Raw genomic sequence first — 22,974 nt, 5'->3', positions numbered from 1 at the left:
TATAACATATTTAATCTGTGTATTTATTCATCTACTAGCCTGTATCCTACGCCTACTTCAGTCTTTATATATTGTGGTTCTGCTGGATCTTTTTCTATCTTTCTTCTTATACTTGCCATAAACACTCTAAGAGATTGTGTTTCATTTTCACAATACCCTCCCCATATTTCATTTACAATAAATTTATGAGTTAAAACTCTTCCTGAATACCTTGACATTAATTCAATCAATTTATATTCTATAGGTGTTAAATGTATTTCTTTACCTTCTACAAATACTCTATGTCTATCAAAATCTATTTTAAACCCTCTAATTTCAAATACTTTTGATTTATTATTCTGATTATGCATATCTTTATTTTGATTTCTAAGAGCTACTCTAACTCGAGCTAAAAGCTCAGAAACACTAAATGGCTTTGTTAAATAATCATCAGCTCCACAGTCCAAAGCTTCAACTTTTGACCTTTCATGTCCTCTGGCAGATACTACAATTACTTTAGCTTTCGTTTTACCTACAATTTTGTCTATAACTTGTAATCCATCCATATCTGGAAGTCCTAAATCTAGAATTACTATATCTGGATTCATAGAAAAAACTAAAGATATAGCAGCATCTCCATATTTAGTATCTATACATTTATAACCTTGTGTTTCCATAGATACCCTTATAAATTTACTTATAGGTTTATCATCTTCTACAATTAAAATTAATGGTTTTATCTCCATATATGCCTCCTTCTTCTCTAGGTATACTAAATCTAAATGTAGCTCCACCTAACTCATTATTAAAAGCTTCCATTTCTCCATTATGAGCTTTAATTATGGATTTACATATTGCTAACCCTAATCCTATCCCCCTATTTTCTATATGTTTTACTTTTGATTTTGTGTAAAATCTTGTGAATATATTAGGTAAATCTTCTTTCGGTATACCATTTCCATTATCTGAAACTTCAAAAATCACTTTACTCCCTATATCCTCTAATTTAATCTTTATCTCTGAATTATCAGGTGTATACTTTATTGCATTATGAATTAAATTCACAAAAACTTGTTCAATTAACACCCAATCTACAGATATCAAAACCATCTCTCTTGGTAAATCTATTTTAATATTACGATTATCTGCAAATTTTCTTACTCTAGAAATTGCTTGTGTAATGATTTCTTCAATTATTTCAGGCTCTTTTTTTATTTCAAGCTTTCCCTCATCAACCCTAGTCATACTTAATATATTTTCAACCGAGTGAATAAGCCAACTAGTGTCTTCACAGATATTTTGTAAAAGTTCCTTTTGTATGCTTTTGTCCAATAAATCATAATTCTCAAGAATAGTTGATGCTGAACCCATAATACTTGTAAGGGGAGTTCTTAAATCATGAGATATGGATCTTAACAAATTTCCTCTTAATCGTTCCCTTTCTGCATCTAAATTTACTTTTTCATTTTTTTCAAACAACTCTTCCCTCTCAATAGCCAATGCCACCTGGGCTGATATAGCTGCTACTGTTATTTTTTCATTTGATGTTAGTTCACCCTTTTGGAAGCAGTTCATACATATTACTCCTAATACATGATGCTGGCCTTTTATTGGATAGTAATAAACACTACTTTCGCTACAATAATTCGTACCTATTCCAACCGCACGCTCTAGTTTGAATGCTTCTTCTAATATATTTTTCTCCAAAGATGACTTAAATATGTTGCCATCTCCTCCATCCCTTTCTTCACCATATATTCTTGGATCAATTAAATTATTTTTAGAATCTTTAACAATTATCATAACAGTTCTATTACACATATCTACTAAACTTTCGCCACACAATTTAATTATCTGATTTTTATTTCTGGCTATTAGTAACCTCTTGTTATTTTCATATAATAATCTAATTCTACGTTCTCTTATATATGCAATTTTGGCTTCCCTTTTGACCTTAGACGTCAACATACTTGTAATTATAGCTACTAGTAGCATTACTAAAAAAGTTATAGGATAATCACTTCTATATGCTCTAAAAGTATAATAAGGTACTGTAAAGAAAAAATTAAAAGCTAATACTCCTATTATTGATGCAATAGTACCATAAAAATATCCTTCTGTGCTTCTAGCTGTGAATATTACTCCTAGTATAAATATGAGAATAATGTTGGACTCGTTAAAACCAAATTTTCCAAACATGATAGATATCAGTGTGCTAAAAATCATTATTAACATAGTTTTTAATAAATCTCTAATCCAATATGTCTTTTTACCTATTTCTTTATCATCATAATTATATATATTTTTATCATATTTCATTGTATCTATCTCCCTTGCAAGTATTAATTATATTTCTAAAAAAGGTTAAAGACAATTACTATAAGTTGTATTAATTATCATTAATTCATATTTAATATCAATTTATTTTCACAAATCTACCTATGTTATTTTCATCATAAATTACTGTATACAATTGTTTTTCAATATTTTCTTCATTATTTCCATAATCAATATTACAGGTACTATATTTATATGAAAAGTCACTGATTCTCTGTAGATTATTCCTTGCTGGTCTAAATGTAGCATTAAGTGAGTATGATGCACTATAATGCTTATGCGCTAAATCTATATTTTTATTCAATTCATAAAATATTCCAAATAAATTGTGAATTTCCGGAGCTGAATCATCTATCATCATAGCCTTAAAAATATAGCCTCTAGCTGATTCATAATTCCTATTTTTTAATTCTAAAATAGCCTTGTCCATATAAAATTTAAATTTATTTTCTTTATGATTAGTTTTCATGTTGCCTCAACTCCTATTTCTAATATATCTTTATATTATTAGTTTAACAATATATTAATAAGTTTTGTATTAAGATACTTATTTACTATATAAAGATAATGTTAAGATTTCAAAGTTGAAATTATAAAAAATAGACCTATATTGATATAACTACTTTATATATCAATATAGACCTAAAAATTTATATTAATTATTTTTTTAATTCTTGGAGAATTTCTTCTATTTCACTAATACATCCTCCACAAACAGTTCCTGCTCCTGTAGCTTCCATTATATCATCTACTGTCTTAGCACCATCTTCAATGGCTTTCTTTATAGTATTATAGTCTACATCTTGACAAGTACATACAATTCTATTTTCTGACATTTATTTTTCCTCCTTAATATAGACATATATGATTAACGTGATTAATCATATATAATGTAATTATTCTATAATAGTATTACTATAAATCACATTTCAATACACTATATTTTAAGATTTTATATTTACATCCAATGAAGTTGTTTGTAACATTAAAACATATTATTTATTTGAGTCAATTAAACTCTCAATAACACATTTACATTTTCCACATGCTGTTCCTGCCCCTGTAGTTACACCTACCTTTTCTACAGTAGTATCTCCATTTTGTATTGCTTTTGCTACCTCTTCAGTAGAAACATTTCTACATGTGCATACATCCCCTAGTATTTTTTCAATTCTTTCAATACATCCTCCACAAACATCTCCTGCTCCTGTAGTAGCTTGAATATCTTGTACTGATCTAGCTCCTTGAGCCATAGCCTCTCTTACTCCAGCATAAGTAACCCCGTTGCATAAACATACGATTTTTTCTAGTGACATTTCATATTCCTCCTTAAATCTCTTATTTATATATTTCCATTATAACCTAATAATTTTTATTAATCAATATTTATTATTACATATTCACTATTCATCTTCCATGATAGATATACCTACAATTCTATTATTTGTTACTTTTAATAATATATTCAGTATAGAATTTACGCCTGCTGGAAATTTAAAGATTTCTTCCTTTTTATTCATTGACAACCTTTCTCAACTATGATAAAGTATGGGTTGTTGAAATATAATAGTATATGAATGATATTGGTTTTAAAGGAAGATGGATGAAATTTCCACACAGTACCGCTACTGTAATTAGGGAATATTAATTGTTTATACCACTGAACTTTTGTTTGGGAAGGTTAATTAATATAATGATCTATAAGTCAGGATACTTACCAATATTAAAAATATCGATACTCTTCGAGTAAAGAGTGATATTCGCCATGACAACTATGCTTTTGTCTATGGTTTTATCAAGAGTATCCTTATATTCATACAAATTATAATATTTAACTGATTATAATTATAATGTTAAAGGAGAATTACAATGAAACACTTTAAAAAAATCACTTCACTTCTATTGAGCTTATTACTTATCCTTAGTCTAGTAGGTTGTAGTAATAACAAATCTGATAAAAACACTTCTTCTGAGAAATCTAATTTATCTCAAAATGAATCTAAAGATTCTCATTATCCAGTAACAATTGAAACTTATAACTTCAAAAAAGAACCTATAAAACTAACTTTTGATAAAGCGCCTGAAAAAGTTTTTGCTGTATATCAAAACTCTATAGAAACCCTTCTTGCTTTAGGTCTTGAAGATAAAATAGTGGCTGCAGCTGGTCTTGACCATCCTGTAAAGGAAGAATATAGGGTTGCTTTTGAAAAAATTAATTACCTAAAAGAATTTACGCCTTCAAAAGAAACTGTGGTTATGTCCGAACCTGACTTCATTCTTGGCTGGTATTCACTTTTTAAGGATAAAAATCTTGGTGATGTATCTTATTGGAATGATAATGGTACTAATACATATATGTCTTTAAATAGTGGTGTTGCTGAAGAGAAAACTATTGATAATGAAATTACTGACATATTAAACTTAGGAAAAATTTTCAATGTTGAAGATAAAGCACAAGCTCTAGTGAATAAAATTACTGAAGCCGCTGAAAATACTGCCAATTCAGTTAAAGATAAGGAAAAGCAAAATGCTTTAGTTGTAGAATTCTTTGATGATAAAATCAGCACTTATGGAACTAGCACTTTAGCTGGTGATATGATAACAAAACTTGGTGCCAATTTACTTAGTCCTGAAGGAAACAGTATTGGTAAAGAAGACTTAATAACGCTTAACCCTGATTGTATATTTGTGGTATATATGGATAGAGGCGATGAAAACATTCCTCAACAAGAAGTAGATAAAATTTTAAAGGATGAGTCTCTTCAAACACTTTCAGCTATTAAAAATAAAAGAGTATATCCTATATCTTTAGGAGAAATGTATTCTAGTGGCATCAGAACTATAGATGGAATAAATACCTTTTCTCAAGGTTTATATGGAACTTTAGGTAAGTAGTAATTATGATGATTAAAAATAAAAATTTACACGGAACTAGATATTCTAATATTTTTAAGAGAATGCCTATTTNNTGTTCTTTTAATAATACTTATTCTTTCAATAGGACTAGCTGTTACCATTGGCTCAGTAAATATATCCATGAAAGAAGTATATGGGATTATTCTTTATAAACTTTTTAGTATAGGTGAGCTCTCTACAAGTGCTGCTAAAGTAGATGTTATATGGTTGATTAGAATGCCTAGAATAGTTTTAGCTATAGCCGTTGGAATGGGATTATCCGTAATTGGAATTGTAATGCAAGCAATTGTTAAAAACCCGTTAGCCGACCCCTATATTTTAGGAATATCTTCTGGAGCATCCCTTGGGGCTACTTTAGCAATTCTACTCGGTATTGGAACAAGCTTAGGTAGCAGTTATATTGGAATAATGGGATTTATAGGCGCTTTTTCTATTTCAATGCTAGTTTTAATGCTTTCTAATATAGGTGGAAGAACAAATTCTGTAAAATTACTTCTTTCTGGAATGGCTCTCAGCTCTGTATGTAGTGCATTTTCAAGCTTTATAGTTTATATTACCAATGATTCTCAAGGAATGAAAAATATCAGTTTTTGGCTTATGGGTAGTNNTTTTATACTCCCTATTATTTTTATAGGAACATTATTCTTTATGACCCAATATAGAACTCTAAACCTAATGCTTTTAGGTGATGAAGTATCTGTTACTTTAGGTACTGATTTACATAAATTTAGAATCGTTTATTTAATTATTACTTCTTTAATGATTGGTGTAATAGTATATTCCTCAGGTATGATTGGATTTATTGGACTTATAATTCCCCATATAGTTAGAATACTATTTGGTACAGATCATAAAAAAATAATTCCTATAGGGGCTATACTAGGTGCAATATTTCTAATTTGGGCAGATGTACTATCTAGAATTATAATAAAAGGCACCGAGGTTCCAATTGGTATATTAATTTCTATGATAGGTGCGCCTTGCTTTGTATGGCTTATGATAAAAAAATCCTATGGATTTGGAGGTAGCAATTAATGCATATTTCAACAGAGAATATAAAAGTTAAAATTGGCGATACTGATATTCTAAAGGGTATTAATATTAATGCTAATAATAAAGAATTCATAGGAATCATTGGACCAAATGGTAGTGGTAAGTCTACCTTATTAAAGTGTATCTATAGAAACTTAAAACCCAATAGTGGCATAATAAAATTAGATGATATTGACTTAAGTAAAATTACAGTAAGAGAAAGCTCTAAAAAATTAGCTGTTCTTTCTCAACATAATAATTATAATTTTGATTTTTCTGTAAAAGATATATTACTCATGGGTAGGTCTCCACATAAAAAATTTTTAGATAGAGATACAAAAGAGGACTACGATATAATTTATGATGCCTTAGATAAAGTAGGAATGGTAAATTTTATAAATAGAAGCTTTTTAACTCTTTCCGGTGGTGAACAACAACGTATTATTCTTGCTAGAGCATTAGCACAACAAACCGAGTGTTTGATCTTGGATGAACCAACTAATCATTTAGATATAAAATATCAAATTCAGCTTATGAGTATTGTAAAAAATCTTAACATAGAAGTAGTTGCTGCAATTCATGATTTAAATATTGCAGCAATGTATTGTGACAAACTTTATGTTTTAAAAGAAGGTATAATCGTTGCTTATGGTACACCTAAAGAAATTCTTACTTCTAAGTTAATTAAAGATGTTTATGGAGTTGATTCAGTGATTATAGAAAATCCTACAACTACTTTATTAAATATTTGTTATAACCCTATGTAACAATAAAGGGTATCTCCAAAACTTGAGATACCCTTTATTTTATCCATAATTTATTTCATTATTATAGTCTAAAAAATATTTCTACTTACTTACTTTGAAATGATTGATTAATTGTGATAAATCATGACAAGATTGTGATAATTCTTCAGAGTGTTGTGCTATACTTCCAAATACAACACTTTGTTCATCTATCGAAGCACTAACTTCTTCAACGGTAGATGCATTCTGTTGTGCATTATTTGAAATGTCTTCTACTCCACCTAAGATATTTCCACTATAGTTATTAATATCTTCTGTTCTATGACTTGTTTCTCTTATTAATTCAACTATTTCTTGTAACTCATCATTAATAGAATTAAAAGATTGTTCTGTACTTAATACAGCACTTGCAGTTTCTTTGTTTATATCATTAGCATAAAGTATTGCACTTTTCACATTATTAGTTTCTTTATTAATATTAGATAAAGATTCCTTAATCTTATTTGTTGCATCACTAGATTGCTCTGCTAATTTTCTAACTTCTTCTGCTACCACAGCAAATCCTTTTCCAGCATCTCCAGCTCTGGCTGCTTCTATACTTGCATTAAGGGCTAGTAAATTAGTTTGACCAGATATATTAGTTATCATATCGATAACCTTATCTATTTCTTGTAGCTTATAAACTAATCCTTGGAATATGTCATTTACCTTCTTAAGTTCAGTGGTGTTTTCATTAATTTTTATATTTAAATTACTTACATTTTCTAAGCCTAATTCTGATGCTGCTGTAGAAGAATTGGATAGTTCATTCATTTTATTGATAATATTATTAATATCTTTAATAGATTCATTAAGTTTTTCTACCTTGTCTACTATGCCTACAATAGTCTCTGCTTGATTTGAGGTATCTCTAGCTATTTCTGCAACTGCAGCATTTATCTCTTCTGTTGAAGCTGTAGTTTCTTCTGATATAGCACTTAAGTTTTCACTAGCACTATTGATTTGATATATAGATTTTTGTACATTAGATACTATATTGTTAATATCCTTAACCATGCTATTGAAGTTATTAGTTACTTGTCCAATTTCATCCTTCAATTTAGATTTTATATCTACTGTTAAATCACCTTCTGCTACTAACTTTGCTTCCTTAGATAACTTAACTAAAGGATTAGATATTCTTTTTATAAGTATAAATAATATTATAGCTAATACTAGCATCACTACAAAAGTTATAGCCATAGTAAAATTATTAATTTCAATTATACTAGCTTGCATATCTTTCTCATTATATACAGCTCCTACTTTCCAATTGAAGTTTGGTATAGTATAGTAATATACTTCTAGATCTTCCTTACCTTCATTAAATTTATAAGAACCTGATTCTGATTTGAAAATCTCACCAAACATAGGTTGCTCTTTTAGGTTTTCATTAATTAATTTTGGATGGTATAATGCAACTCCTTCATTGCTAACTAAAAATGCATAACCTTTGTATCCTACATTATGCTCTTTAACATTGTTTAAAGAGTTTTCTAGAGATAAGTCAACAGCTAATACGCCCTTTACTTTTCCATTTTCAACTATAGCTTTTGCTGCTGTAATTACTGGAACATTATTGTCGGCATCAATATATGGTTCTGTCCATATTACATCTTCTGGACTTTCTGATGCCTCTATGTACCATTCTCTTTGGGTTACATCATAGTCTGCTGGCACTTCCCATGTAGGTTCTGCAAGCATACTTTTATCTTGAAATCCTACATATATGCTTAATATCTGTGAGTTAGATTCAGTATAATTCTTAAATAATGATGATACCTCTTCTAAAGCTACAGAATCCTTAAGCACTTTCTTATTAAAAGCACTTTCTTCTCCAATTAATTTTAAGTCTTTTTCATACTGTAATAGCTCCTTTTCAAAGGACTTTCCTAATTCTGCTACTACTGTAGTTCCTCTTTCACTTGTATCTTCTTTAAGATTTTGTTTCATTATTATAGTAGTTGTTAATTGAGTTGTTAACATTCCTATTAACACTATGCCTACTATAAACACAGTCATTTTAGTTCCTAAACGCTTAAACTTAAACATAATTCTCCCCCTATAATTAATTCCAGTCTTAAATATAAGTCATTGCTTACTCAACACATACAATTTTACTTTTTATATATTATTTTTTCTACAAGCATATATTTCATATCCATCTCCTTTCTTAGTCTAATTTTAAACCTTTTCAATATTCTATAATATATAACTATATTAAAATTAAATAGTAATCTTATTAATAAAAATATATAATTTATTTGTTTATTAAAGGTTACACAATTATAATCGTATCAACGGAATTATAATAAACACTTTAGTAAAAAAAACATCCTATATATACGCAAAAAACTATTAATATGCAGAATATTAACAGTTTTTATAATACATTAATTATTTTTCCAAATTTCTTCTATAAGTTTATTTACTTCTTTATTAGCCTCTTCTATAGCTTCTCTTCTTTCTTCTTCAGTAAAACCTGTTCCATCCACCAATAGTTCCTCAAATTTCTTAATTCCTATATACTTCATTATATCTCTTACATAATCAAGTCCTTTATTAAAAATAGACCTTAACATCCATGGAATCGGTGCACCTGATGATTGGATATATACCATAGCCCTTGGTTTGTCATTTAATAGTCCTTCCATTTTATTTTCTGATATATTTATAGTTTTTCCATCCATAACTATACAATCAATATATTCTTTTAATGGAGCTGGAAAGGAAAGACTCCACATTGGTGCTGCTATTACATATAAGTCAGCTTCTTTAAATTGATCCACAAGTTTTACAATTTTATGAACTTCTTCTTGTTGTTTTTCATTCAACTTACTAAAATCTTCTTCCTTAATCATACAATTTCTTTTTTCAAAGTATTCATACTCAAGTCTAGGTATATGACACTGATAAAGATCTAATTCTTCTAAAATAAAATCCTTATGATTTTCTAAAAACTTATTTACAAATGTTCTACCTACTGTTTTACTAGCAGATAACTCTTCTGGTTTAGAGTTTACAGTTATATACAATAACTTCTTCATAAATTTCACCTCTATAATTATTAATATTGCTATTCTTTGCTTTAAAGCTTAAAATATTCATAACTATTTAGGAGAACATTTAAAAAATACAGGGATACTTCAAATATACTTTGAAATATCCCTGTAAACTATATTTTTGATAAGTCAGCAGATGGACCAAACATTTCATAATTTATATAATCCTCTGACACTCCCATTGCCTTTAAAGCATCATATATCATTTTCATAAATCCTAAAGGTCCACAGAAATAAAATTCTTCATCCTTTGATAGATTTTTTTCAATCCATTCCTTAGTTAAATATCCTTCAAATTGATAATCTTCTCCAAGTTTATCATTGTCTAATGGCTTACTATAGAAAATTTCTACGTCTACGTTATCATATTTTTTAGCTAAATCCCTTAGCTCATTTTTAAAAGTATGAACATTTGAATTTATAACTGCCTGAATAAATTTTACTTTTCGTCCTTCTTCTATAGCCTTATAAAGCATAGACATCATAGGCGTTATTCCAATTCCACCACTTATAAGCACTAAGGGTTTATTGTTATCCTTTAAAATAAATTCACCTAATGGTTCTGTTATTTCTACTTCATCATTTACATTTATATTGTCATGAAGATATCTGGAAATTAATCCTTTATCTTCTCTCTTAACACTTATTCTATAAAAATCTTCTCCCGGCTTCATAGATAAGGAATATTGTCTAACCTCACTAGATTTATCCTCTTCAGTTATTGGTTTTATAGAAATAAATTGTCCAGCTTTATGTGTTTTTAAAACTTTTTTATCTACCGAAGCTAAATAAAAAGATGTAACTACATCGTTTTCTTTAACCTTATTAAGCACTTTAAATTTACTAAATAAATTACTTTCCTTCAATTCTTCAAACATCTCTGATCCCACGCCACAGACTGGACAAACAAAATCACTTGGTAATTTTTCACCTTCATATATGTATCCACATACTTTGCAAATAAATTTTTTCATGTTGAATTCCTCCATATACACCCTATATTATAACTGTAATTTTCCTTATAGCTATATACTTATAGTATTACTAACTCATAAATTAGTCAATAATAGCTATTATTAAACAATAACTTCAACATCGCATTCCTTTGCAATATTAGTATATAAATCCAATACTTTATCTTCCTTGTAAAAACATGGAAATTTTTTATTATAGTTACCCCATATAGTAAATGGGTATTTTGTGAAATATACAGTACAGAATAGAACTTCTCTAGTACTTAATCTAGTTATAAATGGTATGATATCTTTTGTTAACCTAAAATAAATTGTGTCTCCCTGTAAAGTATCCTTAATACTTTCCATTATTTCTTTATCTTTTTCTTCCAATAACCCTATTAGTCTTTCCTTATCTTCTTTTTCTAAAGTAGAAAAATATAAATCTACAAAAGAGTTATCCTCACCATTTAATATTATAACTTCCTCCATAAATTTAATTATATTTTCCTCAGCTTCCTCTAAAGTTTTACTTTGTAACATTGCACTCTTATAATTATTAAATCCTTCATTAATGTTGTTAAATCTTATATTAACTATTTCTTTAAACTTATTCTCATTTACTGGATGTAATAAATTATTCATCTTAATCCCCTTCTATAATATGAGTTTCACTCACAAATAAATATTATGTAATTATATCTAAAATATATTCATAATAATATGATTATTATATAAGTACTAATTTATAATAGTTTTAATATACTTTATATAAACTCTAAATTTAAATTCTATAGCATTAAGGAGGTGAAAATATGTCAAATATATATTCCATTAAATTAAAACCATTAATAATTAGTTTAATACTCAGTTTAGGAACCGGATTTCTTTCTTCACTACTTACAAAAAATAGTAGAGAAGTTTATGCTAATCTTATAAAGCCTAATTTAGCTCCTCCAGCTATTGTCTTTCCAATTGTGTGGACTATTCTTTTTATACTTATGGGTATTTCTGCCTATATAGTTTATGAATCAAATTCTCCATATAAAGAATATAGTCTTAAACTTTATATAGCTCAACTTATAGTCAACTTCTTTTGGTCTATAATATTTTTCAATTTAAATCAATTTACCTTTGCATTCATTTGGATTTTCGTATTGATAGTATTAGTTTCCTTTATGATATTTAATTTTTATAAGATAAATAAATTTGCTGCATATTTACAGATACCATATCTTTTATGGCTAATATTTGCTGCGTACTTAAATTTTAATATAATTCTTTTAAACATTTAATATATTCAAATTTTAATTGCTATCACTCTTTTATTTTACATTTCATCAATTTGGAACTTACCACGTAAGAACAAATTAAAATAAGATTAAATATAAATATTTTCTCTCAAAACAAGGAATACCATATAAGAGTATTCCTTATTTTGTATTTTTCCTAAGTTTCAAATTTAAAATCAATCCTATTTATTTCTCATTGAGATTCTACTAAAAAATCTCTTTTTATTTTACAAACTTCCACCTAACTGAGAAAATACGATTTCTTTGGTATTACCATCAAAATCTTTTCTTATAAGTACATCTCTTTCATCACATATGTATCTTGCATTTTCCTTTTCTAAAATATCCTTAAGAATTTTATCATATTCCTTAGGAAAGTAAAATTTCATAAGTGGAGCTATTATATTTTTATTACTTGAGAAATCACAATAATTCACATAGTCTCCTCTTAGGGTTATATTACACCAAGTTGAATTTTCCGTAATTAATACATCATAGTGCTTAAGCCCCCTTAAGTCTGAGCTATATATTAGAGAGCCCTGGTAATATTCTTTAAAAGAAAATTTCTCCTTTAAAAATTTAAAGTCTTCTAAAAAATTATCTGTAGATCCCTCTTTCCTATTATATTTATCTGTAGCAATTTCAAATTTATCTGAGACACTTTTAACATAAATATGAGGTCCCTTTACATTTATGGAAAACCCAAATACCTTTCTCAGTACCTCGAAAGGTATCCCCGCTTTCCCCTCATTGTCTATTATTAATTGGTTTAAGGATAAAACTACATATTCATCTCCATTTTTATCTGCCACTAGACCTCGCCCCTAACATTTAATTTAACTATTATCATTTATTTCTATATATAATGTTATATTAAATATTATTTCAATACAATACGAATTATTTAAATTTCAATTAACAAAAAGAAGGGTATAAATTTATCCCTTCTCCTTAACTAGTTATACTCTATATAAAATTTGGAATTGATAAATATCTTTCTCCAGTATCTGGCAATAAAACAACTATAGTTTTCCCTTCATTTTCTGGCTTAAGAGCTAATTCTGTAGCTGCTTTTAATGCAGCTCCTGAAGATATTCCAACTAACAATCCTTCTGTCTTTGTTAGTTCCTTAATTGTATCAAAAGCATCATCATTAGATACTTTTACGATTTCATCATAAACTTCTTTATTTAAAGTCTCTGGAATAAATCCAGCACCTATTCCTTGAATTTTATGAGGTCCTGCTTTACCCTCTGATAACACAGGTGAATCTTCTGGTTCTACTGCTACAACTGACACATTTGAATTTTTTGACTTTAAGAATTCACCCGTTCCAGTTATAGTCCCCCCTGTTCCAACTCCAGCTACAAAAATATCTACTTCACCATCAGTATCTTCCCAAATTTCTGGTCCTGTAGTTGCTTTATGAATTGCTGGATTAGCTTGATTTACAAATTGTCCGGGAATAAATGAATTTGGAATTTCACCAGCTAATTCTTCAGCCTTAGCTATGGCTCCCTTCATTCCTTTAGCACCTTCAGTTAACACAATCTCAGCTCCGTAAGCCTTCATCAAGTTTCTTCTTTCAATACTCATGGTTTCTGGCATCACTAATTTAATTTTATATCCTCTTGCTGATGCCACTGAAGCAAGCCCTATACCAGTATTTCCACTAGTTGGTTCTATAATAACGGAATCTTCATTTAAAATTCCCCTAGCCTCTGCATCATCAATCATTGCCTTTGCAATTCTATCCTTTACACTTCCCGCTGGGTTAAAGTATTCTAATTTTGCAACTATAGTTGCTTTTAAATTATGCTTTTTATTATAATTCGAAAGCTCTAGCAATGGTGTATTTCCTATTAATTCTGTTAAACTCCTATAAATCTTTTTCATGAGTAATTCCTCCCTATATTTTACTAAAATTTAATATTATTTTTTATTTAAAGGTTTTGCAGCTATTCCTACTACAGTTGAATTTTCTTCTGTAGATTGTAGTACTACTGAGTTAGCTCCTATTTTGGTTCCTTTACCAATATATATATTTCCTAGAACCTTAGCACCAGCTCCAATAATTACATCCTCTCCTATAGTTGGATGCCGTTTTCCCTTTTCATTACCCGTTCCACCAAGTGTAACTCCATGATACATAGTTACATTATCTTTAATTTCTGCTGTTTCACCAATTACCACCCCCATTCCATGATCAATAAATAAACCTCTTCCTATTTTAGCTCCTGGATGTATTTCTATACCTGTAATAAATCTACTGATATTTGAAATAAATCTTGCTAAAAAGAATAATTTTTTTCTATATAAAAAATTAGATATTCTATAAAATATAAGAGACTTTATGTGAGGATATAATAAAAATATCTCAATCCTACTTCTAGCTGCAGGATCTCTTGGAAAAACTGAGTCTATATCATATTTAAGCACTCTAAAAAATTTCATAATAAACTTCCTCCATAAAAATTTCAATTGTAAAACCATAAATCAACAATATACTTATTTTTAATCTAAATAATTAACTTCATACTATATTTAAGCGATTTTAGAGTTAAAAAAAACGCCTCTAAGATAAACTTAGAGACGGATAATATCCGCGGTTCCACTCTATTTGGTAAAAAAATAACCCCACTCTTCAAGTACTATCATACTCTATTAATATAACGGTTAAAACCGCGATAGCCTACTTAATTCGGTATCGTACTCCAAAGGGCACTTCATATATAATTCCAATAAATATCCTTTCAGCTAATGGATATTTTCTCTGAATCTTCATTAAATATTACTTTCCTTCTTCAATGTATTTGTATATTTAAATTATTATATTTTATTATATGCACATAAATAAAAAATGTCAACTGATTTTATTTATGTACATATATTTTTTTATTATTAATTTTTAATTTTTAATTTTTAATAAGATGTAACTTGCTTTATCCCAATACTTTCCTAGCTATGGTTACAGATTCTTTTGCATCTTTAGCATAAAAATCTGCTTTAATCATATTTGCATATTCCTCATTAAGTACCGCTCCACCCACCATAACTACACAATCTGGCTTAGTCCTTTTTAGTTCAAATATGGTTTCTTCCATATTTTTAACGGTAGTAGTCATTAGGGCACTAAGTCCTATTAATTTAACATTATTCTTAATAACAGCGTCTACTATTTTCTCCTTAGAAACATCTTTTCCTAAATCGATAATCTCATAATTATAATTTTCCAGAAGTACCTTTACTATATTTTTTCCTATATCATGTATATCACCTTTTACAGTAGCTAATACTATCTTTCCTTTTGAAATCTCAGTATCATTTCCTTTACTTAACTTATTTTTTATAACCTTAAAAGATTCTTTTACTGTTTCTGCAGATTGTATTAGTTGTGGAAGAAATATATTTCCATCTTCATATTTTTCCCCTACAATATCTAAGGCAGGAATTATATATTCATTTACAATCTCTAGTGGTTGTTTATTTTCTAATAACTTTACTGTAGCTATTTTAGCTTCTTCTTTAATACCTTTTAATATTATTTTAAATAAATCCTCTTGAATATTGTTCACATCTTTTTTTATAGGTATTTGTTCTTTAGATATATTTCCATTATATTTTAAATATTCCTTTGCGCCCTTATCTTCATCCCATAAAACTTTAGAGGCTACGATAGTGTCCATGATTTCTTTATTTAAGGGATTTATTATAGGTAAATCCAAACCCGCAAATAAACTTGCTGCTAAAAATGTTTTATTTAGAATTTCCCTATTAGGTAATCCAAAAGATACATTGGATACTCCAAGTACAGTCTTTACATTTAACTTCTCTTTTACTAAGGAAAGTGCTTTTAAAGTTTCTTTAACATCTTCCTGTTGAGCAGCAGCTGTTAATGTTAAGCAATCTATATATATGTCTTTTTTATCTATACCATAACTTTCTGCTGTATTTACTATTTTTTCAGCTATTCTAAATCTTTCTTCCCCACTTGAAGGTATTCCTCTTTCATCTAAAGTAAGCCCCACTACAGCAGCTCCATATTTTTTTACTATAGGTAATATACTTTCTAAAACTTTATTTTCTCCATTTACTGAATTAACTATAGCCTTACCATTATAATATCTTAATCCCATTTCTATAGCTTTAGAATTTGTAGAATCTATCTGAAGAGGTACGTCCAATATGGATTGTATTTCTTTAATAACCTTAACCATTATTTCTTCTTCATTTATTTCTGGAAGACCAACATTAACATCTAAAATATGGGCTCCTGCATCAACTTGAGCTATAGCCTCTCTAAGAATATAATCTAAATCTCCATTTCTTAATGCTTCCTTAAATAATTTTTTACCTGTAGGATTTATCCTTTCTCCTATTACTTTGACCTGATCAATAATTACTGCTTTAGTAGGAGTGCATACACCACTTAAAGGACTATATTTCTTGTCTTTTATTTCTACTTTCTTTAAAGCTTTTACTAGACTTTCTATATGTCTATCTGTTGTACCACAGCATCCTCCTATTACTTTTACACCTTTTTCTTTAAACTTTGATCCGTAAACTGCAAATTCTTCTGGCAAAATATTAAATATCGTATCACCCTTTATAATATTAGGTAATCCTGCATTAGGCTGGACCATTACAGGCACTTTAGATATGTTTAATATTTCATCTATTATAGGTTCTATTTCTTTAGGTCCTAAAGAACAGTTAACTCCAAGAGCGTCTACGCCTAACCCTTCTAGTACCATTACCATAGATGTTGCATTGCACCCTGTAAAAGTCCTCTTGTCTGCCTCAAAGCTCATTGTACAAAATACTGGCAAATCTGAATTTTCCTTAGCTGCTAATACTGCGGCCTTTGCTTCGTATAAGTCTGTCATGGTTTCTATTAATATTAAATCAACACCACTTTTTACCCCTTGAATAATCTGCCTTTTAAAAATATTATAGGCTTCATCAAAGGTTAAAGTCCCCATGGGCTCTAATAGTTCACCAATGAGACCTATATCTAAAGCTATATATACTTGTTTATTCTTAGTAGCTATTTTTGCATTTTCTACTGCTGAATGAATTATTTTCTCTACACTAAAATTACTATTTTTAAGCTTAATTTCGTTAGCTCCAAATGTGTTGGTAGTAATAACATTTGCACCAGCTTCAATATAAGCTTTGTGTATTTCAATTATTATTTTTGAATCAGTAATATTTAACATTTCTGGTAATTCACCTAACTGTAATCCACTACTTTGCAACATAGTACCCATAGCACCATCAAAAATTAAAATTCCTTCTTTCAATTTTTCTTTAATTCCCACATCTATCATCCCCTTTTCTAAACATACAATTAGAATATTTATTACACTGTAAACAGCTTATATTTTTTATGCTATTTTTCTCTCTTTTAACAACCCCTACTATGGCTGTAACTGATTTTCTTGGTATTAAAATACTATTAGAGGATGCAGTAAGCCCTATAGATTTTTCTGCACTAAGCATAGTGAGAAATTTTTTTTGTATATCTATTGGTAAATCCCCATATCCAGGACTATACCTAGATGTTAGTGTATTGTTTTCATTTTGTACAACTTCCTCCAACTCTTCACATATTCTATCACATAGTTCTTCTATAGCTGTTGTAGCACAAGCATCTAGTATCAACGCCTTAGTCATGCTTATCTTTTCATAATATCTTATTTTTTCATCTACACTATTTCCTAGAGTTGCAGCCATTAAGATACAGACTTCTGATTTATCTAAGTGCTTTCTAATATTTTCTCCTGCTATACTAAAATTGCTATTTAAAATACATATTCTATCCTTCTCTTTCCTAATGTTAAAGAATTTATATATATATCTAGCTTTGATTAAACTTCTCATTTCATCCATTAATTCATCAATTAAAGCATTAGTAACTTTGTCTAAAACTTGATTTTTATAGCCTAAATATCTTAAGACCTCATCTTTATTTTGTAGAAATTTATTCATGGGCAAGCTCCACCTCCCTTATTCATTAATTATATATTAAATTACTTGTCTTTTATTTATAGAATTTAGTATTGAGCCAATGCTATTAGTAATTCTTTTAGCTATATATGGATTGTTCATTGTATAAAGATGTATTCCCCTTACACCAGTAGAAACTAAATCTACTATTTGTTCTAATGCATAGGCTATTCCTGCATCCCTCAGTGCATCCTTATCATGCTCATATCTATTTATTATTTTTATGAACTTTGAGGGTAGATTAGCTCCACAAAGAGAAACTATCCTTTCAATTTGTTTTTTATTGGTTACTGGCATAATACCTGCTTGAATAGGTACCTCTATACTACTTTTCTCTACAGAATTTAAAAATTTATAGAAATAATTATTATCAAAGAATAGCTGGGAAATTAAATATTCTGCTCCTGCATTCTCCTTTAACTTTAATATTTCAATTTCCCTATCTATATCTCTACTTTCAATATGTCCTTCAGGGTAGCACGCTGCTGCTATTCCAAATTCCTTGGTTTCCTTTATATGGTTTATTAGTTCTTGAGAATTATTAAACTCCCCTATTGAGCGATTTCCTTCAGGAACATCTCCCCTCAAAGCTAATATATTTTCGGTTCCATTTTCATTTAAATTTTCTAAAATTCTATTTATTTCACTTTTTGTAGAACCTATACACGTTAAATGTGCTAATGCCTCTATACCATATTTATTTTTAACTAAAGATGATAACTCACATGTTCTATTATTATTAACACTCCCACCAGCTCCATAGGTAATGCTAATATAGTCAGGATTCAAACCTTGTAATCCCTCTAAAGTATCGTATACAGTCTCTATTGGTGATGTAGGTTTAGGTGGAAATATTTCAAAAGAAAAAACTACTTCTTTTTCCTTAAATAACTCTTTTATATGCATTTACTATACCCCCTCTTAGAATAATACAATATTTGTTATCTAATAACAGCATAAAACTCATCATTAATGGAGTTTTTAATGTTACTAATAAATTTACTTATTTTTACACAATCTATATCTTTAGAGGTAAATATAATATTTTCACCAATTTTTATCATTTTATCAACTATTTTTTCTTCTTTAATAACGGCTAATACCTTCTCATTTAATCCATATTTAGGACTTATTCTTATATAATATATATCTTTAACTAAATCTGTATTATTGCATAATCTATCTTCTTCCTGATTTATTCCACAACTTCCATAATTATTATATATAATATCAAGAACATCACTTACCACAGCATTTGCTGTAGGTAGTTTACCCGCACCTGCACCATAAAATTTCAGCTCCCCTATATCATTCCCAATAATAGACACTAAATTATTAGCATCTTCTACCTTTGCATAAAATGAATCCTTAGACAAAATATTGGGTTCTACAGATAAATAATAGTTATTTTCTTTAAATAAAGCCTTTGCTAATAGTTTTACCGTATATCCTAATTCCTTTATTGCCTTTATATCTACTGACTTAATAGTTCTAATGCCTCTGCAGTAAATATCTTCTTCTTTTATCTCTCTTTTAAAGGCTATGGTAGATAAAATTGCTAATTTTCTTCTAACATCATATCCGTCAATATCATCTGTTGGATCCGCTTCCGCATAACCTAACTTTTGAGCAATATCCAGTGCCTGTGAAAAGTCTAGGTTTTCTTTAATCATCTTACTTAATATAAAGTTAGAAGTACCGTTTAATATACTATTTATCTCTTTAATATCATTTAAGGTTACTTGTTGTTTTAAAGGTTTAACAATAGGAACACCACCTGCCACACTAGCTTCATATAAAAATGCTCTTTTATTTTTATTCGCTAAATCTATAAATTCCTTCATATGCCTTGCAACGACCGCCTTATTTGCAGTTATAACATGTTTCCCTTTTGTTAAAGCATATTTTATATATTCATAAGCTTCTTTTATTCCTCCTATAGCTTCTATGACTATATCTATATCTGGATCATCTAAAATAAAATAAGGATTATCTGTTAGTTTATTTTTACAATCCTTTATACTCCTATCCTTATTTATATCTTTAATAAGAATTTTACTTATAGATAGTTCATCACCCACTAATGTTCTAAAAATCCTTTTTCTTTTATATATAATTTCATAAACTCCTGTACCTACAGTTCCAAATCCTAATAATCCTATATTCATAAAAATATCACTCCTCTTTTAATATAATTAGTTGTATATTTTAACTTTTTACTAAACATTCTCTTACCCAATTTGAGAATAAACGCTGTGAATTACTACTCCAATCTAAGTTAATTTCTTGGTTCGAATCATCATTAGGAAAATAATTTTTAGGTACGCTTATATTAAATCCACTTTTTATATCTCTTTCATATTCCTTTTTTAAAGTACAGTTCTCATACTCAGGATGTCCTGTAATATAGATTTGTTTTTTATCTCTAGTGCTTACTATATAGATACCTGATTCTTCTGATTCGCATAGGACTTCTAATTCTTTTATTTTTTCTATATCTTGTTTTCTAACTCTCCCATATCTTGAATGAGGAACTATAAATCCATCATTAAGTTCTTTTAATAGGGGCTCCTTTTTATTTACAATTACATGAGGAAAAACTCCGAAAATCTTTTCTGTTGTTACACATTTATTTATTCCATAATTGTGATATAATCCTGCTATTGTTGCCCAACATATATATAATGTAGACTTAACTTTTTTATTAGAATAATCAATTACTCTCTGTAGTTCCTTCCAGTATTCTATATCATTAAAATTTAAAAATTCTAAGGGAGCTCCCGTAATAATAGCCCCGTCATAATTACTATTTGCTACCTGATTTAGGGTTTTATAATTTCTCTCTAAATAGGTTCTATCTGTATTTAGTGGTGTGTGTGTTTCCATATACAAGAAATCTACCTTTATACTTGTATTCATATTGCCAAATATACTTAAAAACTGAAATTCTGTTTCACACTTTTTAGGCATTAAATTTACAATTAAAATACGTATCACATCTGAATTGTAACTGTGAGAAGCATCTTCAATTTGAATTCCATGTTCAATTAACTTATTTACTGATAAAAGATTTTTATCTATTATTAAGGACATTCCATCACCATTCCTTTAAAACTGCTTTTTTAAGAGCTTGATCTATATCTTCTATAAGGTCATCCACATCTTCTATTCCAATAGAAAGTCTTATCATATCTGATGTAACTCCGGCATTTAATTGTTCCTTTTCATTTAATTGAGCATGAGTAGTACTTGCTGGGTGTATTACAAGAGATTTTGCATCTGCAACATTAGCAAGATGTGAAAATATGCTAAGTGATTCAATAAATCTTACGCCTTCCTTTACTCCACCTTTTATCCCAAATGTAAATATGGAACCAACACCCTTTGGAAAATATTTTTTTGAAAGATCATAGTATTTATTACCTTCTAAGCTAGGATAATTTACCCATGATACAAGTGGATGTTGTTGTAAAAACTGCGCAATCTTTTTAGCATTTGACACATGTCTTTCTACTCTCAATGAAAGAGTCTCCAGTCCTTGTAAAAATAAAAATGAGTTGAAAGGACTTAAGGATGCTCCTGTATCTCTTAAAAGTTGCACTCTAGCTTTTACAATATAAGCTGCTGCTCCTATATCTTTTGCATATACTATACCGTTATAACTAGAATCTGGTTTGTTAAAATCAGGGAATTTCAAGTTATTCAACCATTGGAATTTTCCAGAATCTACAACTATTCCACCTATTGAAGTTCCATGTCCCCCTATAAACTTTGTTGCAGAATGAACTACAATATCAGCTCCATGTTCTATTGGACGTATAAGGTATGGTGTCCCAAANNGTATTATCTACAATTAGTGGTATATTGTGCTCATGAGCAATGTTGGCTACCTCTTCAATATCAATAAGATTTATCCCTGGATTTCCTATGGTTTCCAAATAAATAGCCTTAGTTTTGTTATTTATAGACTTTCTAAAATCTTCTATGATATCTTGATTTACAAATACGGTTTTAATACCTAACTTAGTAAGAGTTGTAGATAAAAGATTGTATGTGCCTCCATATAAAGTGCTAGCTGCAACTATTTCGTCTCCTGCTCCTGCTATATTAATTATTGCGTATGTGATTGCAGCAGAACCAGATGCAACTGCAAGAGCACCCACACCCCCTTCTAAAGCTGCCACTCTTTTTTCAAAAACATCCGTTGTTGGATTCATTATTCTAGTGTAAATATTTCCTTCTTCCTTTAAAGCAAATAGATTAGCTCCATGCTCAACGCTATTAAAAACATAGGATGTAGTCTGGTATATGGGAACTGCTCTAGAGCCTGTTGCACTATCTACTTCCTGACCTCCATGAACTTGTAACGTATCAAATTTTAATTTTCTTTCTCCCATTTTAATCTCTCCTTAAAATATTTTATTAGATAACATAAAATCCCCTTTCATCTAAATTTAAATAATCTAGATGAAAGGGGATTTACATACAAGGGTACCCATGTTATAGCTCCCTCTCATCTTTCTCTAAATTTATAAAATTAGAGTAGGAATTGGCACCTTTTCAGACAAATGGGTCTGAAGGTTGCCGAGGTTTCATAGGGCCTATCCCT

At 28.9% G+C, this 22,974-nt stretch carries 21 protein-coding genes, 1 pseudogene, 2 riboswitches and 1 other annotated feature; of the genes and pseudogenes, 4 read left to right on the top strand and 18 right to left on the bottom strand.

From position 1 onward, the window contains the following. Positions 1-23 precede the first annotated feature (23 nt). From B2671_RS13270 to B2671_RS13250, 5 genes are all read right to left on the bottom strand, one after another. Positions 24-725, bottom strand: a complete 702-nt coding sequence (locus B2671_RS13270) for a response regulator transcription factor (RefSeq protein WP_346870837.1) — start codon at positions 723-725, stop codon at positions 24-26. After that, positions 688-2,298, bottom strand: coding sequence for a DUF4118 domain-containing protein (locus B2671_RS13265; RefSeq protein ID WP_346870836.1), 1,611 nt, complete (start codon positions 2,296-2,298; stop codon positions 688-690). The genes B2671_RS13270 and B2671_RS13265 overlap by 38 nt, the downstream gene beginning before the upstream one ends. A gap of 97 nt (positions 2,299-2,395) precedes the next feature. After that, positions 2,396-2,785, bottom strand: a complete 390-nt coding sequence (locus B2671_RS13260; protein WP_346870835.1) for a hypothetical protein — start codon at positions 2,783-2,785, stop codon at positions 2,396-2,398. Between the two features lie 190 nt (positions 2,786-2,975). Then, positions 2,976-3,152 carry a (2Fe-2S)-binding protein gene (locus B2671_RS13255; RefSeq protein WP_346870834.1) on the bottom strand — a complete coding sequence of 59 codons (177 nt, stop codon included), beginning with the start codon at positions 3,150-3,152 and terminating at the stop codon, positions 2,976-2,978. Between the two features lie 159 nt (positions 3,153-3,311). Beyond that, positions 3,312-3,632, bottom strand: coding sequence for a (2Fe-2S)-binding protein (locus B2671_RS13250; RefSeq protein WP_346870833.1), 321 nt, complete (start codon positions 3,630-3,632; stop codon positions 3,312-3,314). A 251-nt stretch (positions 3,633-3,883) separates the two neighbouring features. Continuing rightward, positions 3,884-4,052, top strand: a riboswitch (cobalamin riboswitch). 133 nt (positions 4,053-4,185) lie between these two features. Here B2671_RS13250 and B2671_RS13245 point away from each other — a divergent pair. The 3 genes from B2671_RS13245 (at position 4,186) to B2671_RS13235 (ending at position 7,031) form a co-directional block, all read left to right on the top strand. Then, positions 4,186-5,211 (top strand): ABC transporter substrate-binding protein, encoded by a 1,026-nt coding sequence (locus tag B2671_RS13245; protein WP_346870832.1) that lies wholly within the window; start codon positions 4,186-4,188, stop codon positions 5,209-5,211. A gap of 18 nt (positions 5,212-5,229) precedes the next feature. Further along, positions 5,230-6,267: an iron ABC transporter permease gene (locus B2671_RS13240; RefSeq protein ID WP_346870880.1), complete on the top strand. Its 1,038-nt coding sequence runs from the start codon at positions 5,230-5,232 to the stop codon at positions 6,265-6,267. Next, on the top strand, positions 6,267-7,031 hold the full coding sequence (locus B2671_RS13235; protein WP_035132043.1) for an ABC transporter ATP-binding protein: 765 nt from the start codon (positions 6,267-6,269) through the stop codon (positions 7,029-7,031). The genes B2671_RS13240 and B2671_RS13235 overlap by 1 nt, the downstream gene beginning before the upstream one ends. A gap of 81 nt (positions 7,032-7,112) precedes the next feature. On the opposite strand, the gene B2671_RS13230 is transcribed toward B2671_RS13235, so the two are convergent. The 4 genes from B2671_RS13230 to B2671_RS13215 all read right to left on the bottom strand — a co-directional run bounded on the left by B2671_RS13230 (position 7,113) and on the right by B2671_RS13215 (position 11,709). Further along, positions 7,113-9,101 (bottom strand): methyl-accepting chemotaxis protein, encoded by a 1,989-nt coding sequence (locus B2671_RS13230; protein WP_346870831.1) that lies wholly within the window; start codon positions 9,099-9,101, stop codon positions 7,113-7,115. Between the two features lie 341 nt (positions 9,102-9,442). Then, positions 9,443-10,096, bottom strand: coding sequence for an FMN-dependent NADH-azoreductase (locus B2671_RS13225; RefSeq protein WP_346870830.1), 654 nt, complete (start codon positions 10,094-10,096; stop codon positions 9,443-9,445). A gap of 128 nt (positions 10,097-10,224) precedes the next feature. Beyond that, positions 10,225-11,085: a rubredoxin-like domain-containing protein gene (locus B2671_RS13220; protein ID WP_346870829.1), complete on the bottom strand. Its 861-nt coding sequence runs from the start codon at positions 11,083-11,085 to the stop codon at positions 10,225-10,227. Positions 11,086-11,187: 102 nt separating this feature from the next. Next, on the bottom strand, positions 11,188-11,709 hold the full coding sequence (locus tag B2671_RS13215; RefSeq protein WP_346870828.1) for a hypothetical protein: 522 nt from the start codon (positions 11,707-11,709) through the stop codon (positions 11,188-11,190). Positions 11,710-11,879: 170 nt separating this feature from the next. Here B2671_RS13215 and B2671_RS13210 point away from each other — a divergent pair, with 170 nt between their 5' ends. After that, the gene (locus B2671_RS13210) at positions 11,880-12,359 is read left to right on the top strand and encodes a TspO/MBR family protein (protein WP_346870827.1); all 480 of its coding nucleotides are present in this window, start codon (positions 11,880-11,882) and stop codon (positions 12,357-12,359) included. A 224-nt stretch (positions 12,360-12,583) separates the two neighbouring features. Here B2671_RS13210 and B2671_RS13205 read toward each other — a convergent pair whose 3' ends face one another. The 9 genes and pseudogenes from B2671_RS13205 to B2671_RS13165 form a co-directional block, all read right to left on the bottom strand. Then, positions 12,584-13,168 (bottom strand): hypothetical protein, encoded by a 585-nt coding sequence (locus B2671_RS13205; RefSeq protein ID WP_346870826.1) that lies wholly within the window; start codon positions 13,166-13,168, stop codon positions 12,584-12,586. Between the two features lie 154 nt (positions 13,169-13,322). Then, entirely contained in the window at positions 13,323-14,252 is a 930-nt protein-coding gene (gene cysK / locus B2671_RS13200; RefSeq protein WP_346870825.1) for a cysteine synthase A, read from the bottom strand. A gap of 36 nt (positions 14,253-14,288) precedes the next feature. Further along, on the bottom strand, positions 14,289-14,810 hold the full coding sequence (gene epsC, locus B2671_RS13195; RefSeq protein WP_346870824.1) for a serine O-acetyltransferase EpsC: 522 nt from the start codon (positions 14,808-14,810) through the stop codon (positions 14,289-14,291). Between the two features lie 131 nt (positions 14,811-14,941). Continuing rightward, positions 14,942-15,173: a binding site (T-box leader), on the bottom strand. 125 nt (positions 15,174-15,298) lie between these two features. Further along, positions 15,299-17,677, bottom strand: coding sequence for a homocysteine S-methyltransferase family protein (locus B2671_RS13190; RefSeq protein WP_346870823.1), 2,379 nt, complete (start codon positions 17,675-17,677; stop codon positions 15,299-15,301). Beyond that, positions 17,667-18,347 (bottom strand): methionine synthase, encoded by a 681-nt coding sequence (locus B2671_RS13185; RefSeq protein ID WP_346870822.1) that lies wholly within the window; start codon positions 18,345-18,347, stop codon positions 17,667-17,669. The genes B2671_RS13190 and B2671_RS13185 overlap by 11 nt, the downstream gene beginning before the upstream one ends. A gap of 36 nt (positions 18,348-18,383) precedes the next feature. Next, positions 18,384-19,271 carry a methylenetetrahydrofolate reductase [NAD(P)H] gene (gene metF, locus B2671_RS13180; RefSeq protein WP_346870821.1) on the bottom strand — a complete coding sequence of 296 codons (888 nt, stop codon included), beginning with the start codon at positions 19,269-19,271 and terminating at the stop codon, positions 18,384-18,386. A 35-nt stretch (positions 19,272-19,306) separates the two neighbouring features. Continuing rightward, positions 19,307-20,533: a homoserine dehydrogenase gene (locus B2671_RS13175; protein WP_346870820.1), complete on the bottom strand. Its 1,227-nt coding sequence runs from the start codon at positions 20,531-20,533 to the stop codon at positions 19,307-19,309. 40 nt (positions 20,534-20,573) lie between these two features. Then, positions 20,574-21,458 carry a homoserine O-succinyltransferase gene (locus B2671_RS13170; protein ID WP_346870819.1) on the bottom strand — a complete coding sequence of 295 codons (885 nt, stop codon included), beginning with the start codon at positions 21,456-21,458 and terminating at the stop codon, positions 20,574-20,576. Between the two features lie 4 nt (positions 21,459-21,462). Then, positions 21,463-22,762, bottom strand: a pseudogene (locus B2671_RS13165) (O-acetylhomoserine aminocarboxypropyltransferase/cysteine synthase family protein). A gap of 113 nt (positions 22,763-22,875) precedes the next feature. Further along, positions 22,876-22,974: riboswitch (SAM riboswitch) on the bottom strand. This riboswitch is flagged as partial in the annotation.

The organism is Clostridium sp. UBA5119 (assembly GCF_002414285.1).
Classification (GTDB): Bacteria; Bacillota; Clostridia; order Clostridiales; family Clostridiaceae; genus Clostridium_J; species Clostridium_J sulfidigenes.
Note: the sequence above shows the minus strand (reverse complement) of the source record. Positions and strands in the feature narration are given on the sequence as shown.

Excerpts from the sequence above, each read along its gene's own strand:
- B2671_RS13270 (WP_346870837.1), bottom strand. The coding sequence starts at position 725 with ATGGAGATAAAACCATTAATTTTAATTGTAGAAGATGATAAACCTATA.
- B2671_RS13265 (WP_346870836.1), bottom strand. The coding sequence starts at position 2,298 with ATGAAATATGATAAAAATATATATAATTATGATGATAAAGAAATAGGT.
- B2671_RS13260 (WP_346870835.1), bottom strand. The coding sequence starts at position 2,785 with ATGAAAACTAATCATAAAGAAAATAAATTTAAATTTTATATGGACAAG.
- B2671_RS13255 (WP_346870834.1), bottom strand. The coding sequence starts at position 3,152 with ATGTCAGAAAATAGAATTGTATGTACTTGTCAAGATGTAGACTATAAT.
- B2671_RS13250 (WP_346870833.1), bottom strand. The coding sequence starts at position 3,632 with ATGTCACTAGAAAAAATCGTATGTTTATGCAACGGGGTTACTTATGCT.
- B2671_RS13245 (WP_346870832.1), top strand. The coding sequence starts at position 4,186 with ATGAAACACTTTAAAAAAATCACTTCACTTCTATTGAGCTTATTACTT.
- B2671_RS13235 (WP_035132043.1), top strand. The coding sequence starts at position 6,267 with ATGCATATTTCAACAGAGAATATAAAAGTTAAAATTGGCGATACTGAT.
- B2671_RS13230 (WP_346870831.1), bottom strand. The coding sequence starts at position 9,101 with ATGTTTAAGTTTAAGCGTTTAGGAACTAAAATGACTGTGTTTATAGTA.
- B2671_RS13225 (WP_346870830.1), bottom strand. The coding sequence starts at position 10,096 with ATGAAGAAGTTATTGTATATAACTGTAAACTCTAAACCAGAAGAGTTA.
- B2671_RS13220 (WP_346870829.1), bottom strand. The coding sequence starts at position 11,085 with ATGAAAAAATTTATTTGCAAAGTATGTGGATACATATATGAAGGTGAA.
- B2671_RS13215 (WP_346870828.1), bottom strand. The coding sequence starts at position 11,709 with ATGAATAATTTATTACATCCAGTAAATGAGAATAAGTTTAAAGAAATA.
- B2671_RS13210 (WP_346870827.1), top strand. The coding sequence starts at position 11,880 with ATGTCAAATATATATTCCATTAAATTAAAACCATTAATAATTAGTTTA.
- cysK (WP_346870825.1), bottom strand. The coding sequence starts at position 14,252 with ATGAAAAAGATTTATAGGAGTTTAACAGAATTAATAGGAAATACACCA.
- epsC (WP_346870824.1), bottom strand. The coding sequence starts at position 14,810 with ATGAAATTTTTTAGAGTGCTTAAATATGATATAGACTCAGTTTTTCCA.
- B2671_RS13185 (WP_346870822.1), bottom strand. The coding sequence starts at position 18,347 with ATGAATAAATTTCTACAAAATAAAGATGAGGTCTTAAGATATTTAGGC.
- metF (WP_346870821.1), bottom strand. The coding sequence starts at position 19,271 with ATGCATATAAAAGAGTTATTTAAGGAAAAAGAAGTAGTTTTTTCTTTT.
- B2671_RS13175 (WP_346870820.1), bottom strand. The coding sequence starts at position 20,533 with ATGAATATAGGATTATTAGGATTTGGAACTGTAGGTACAGGAGTTTAT.
- B2671_RS13170 (WP_346870819.1), bottom strand. The coding sequence starts at position 21,458 with ATGTCCTTAATAATAGATAAAAATCTTTTATCAGTAAATAAGTTAATT.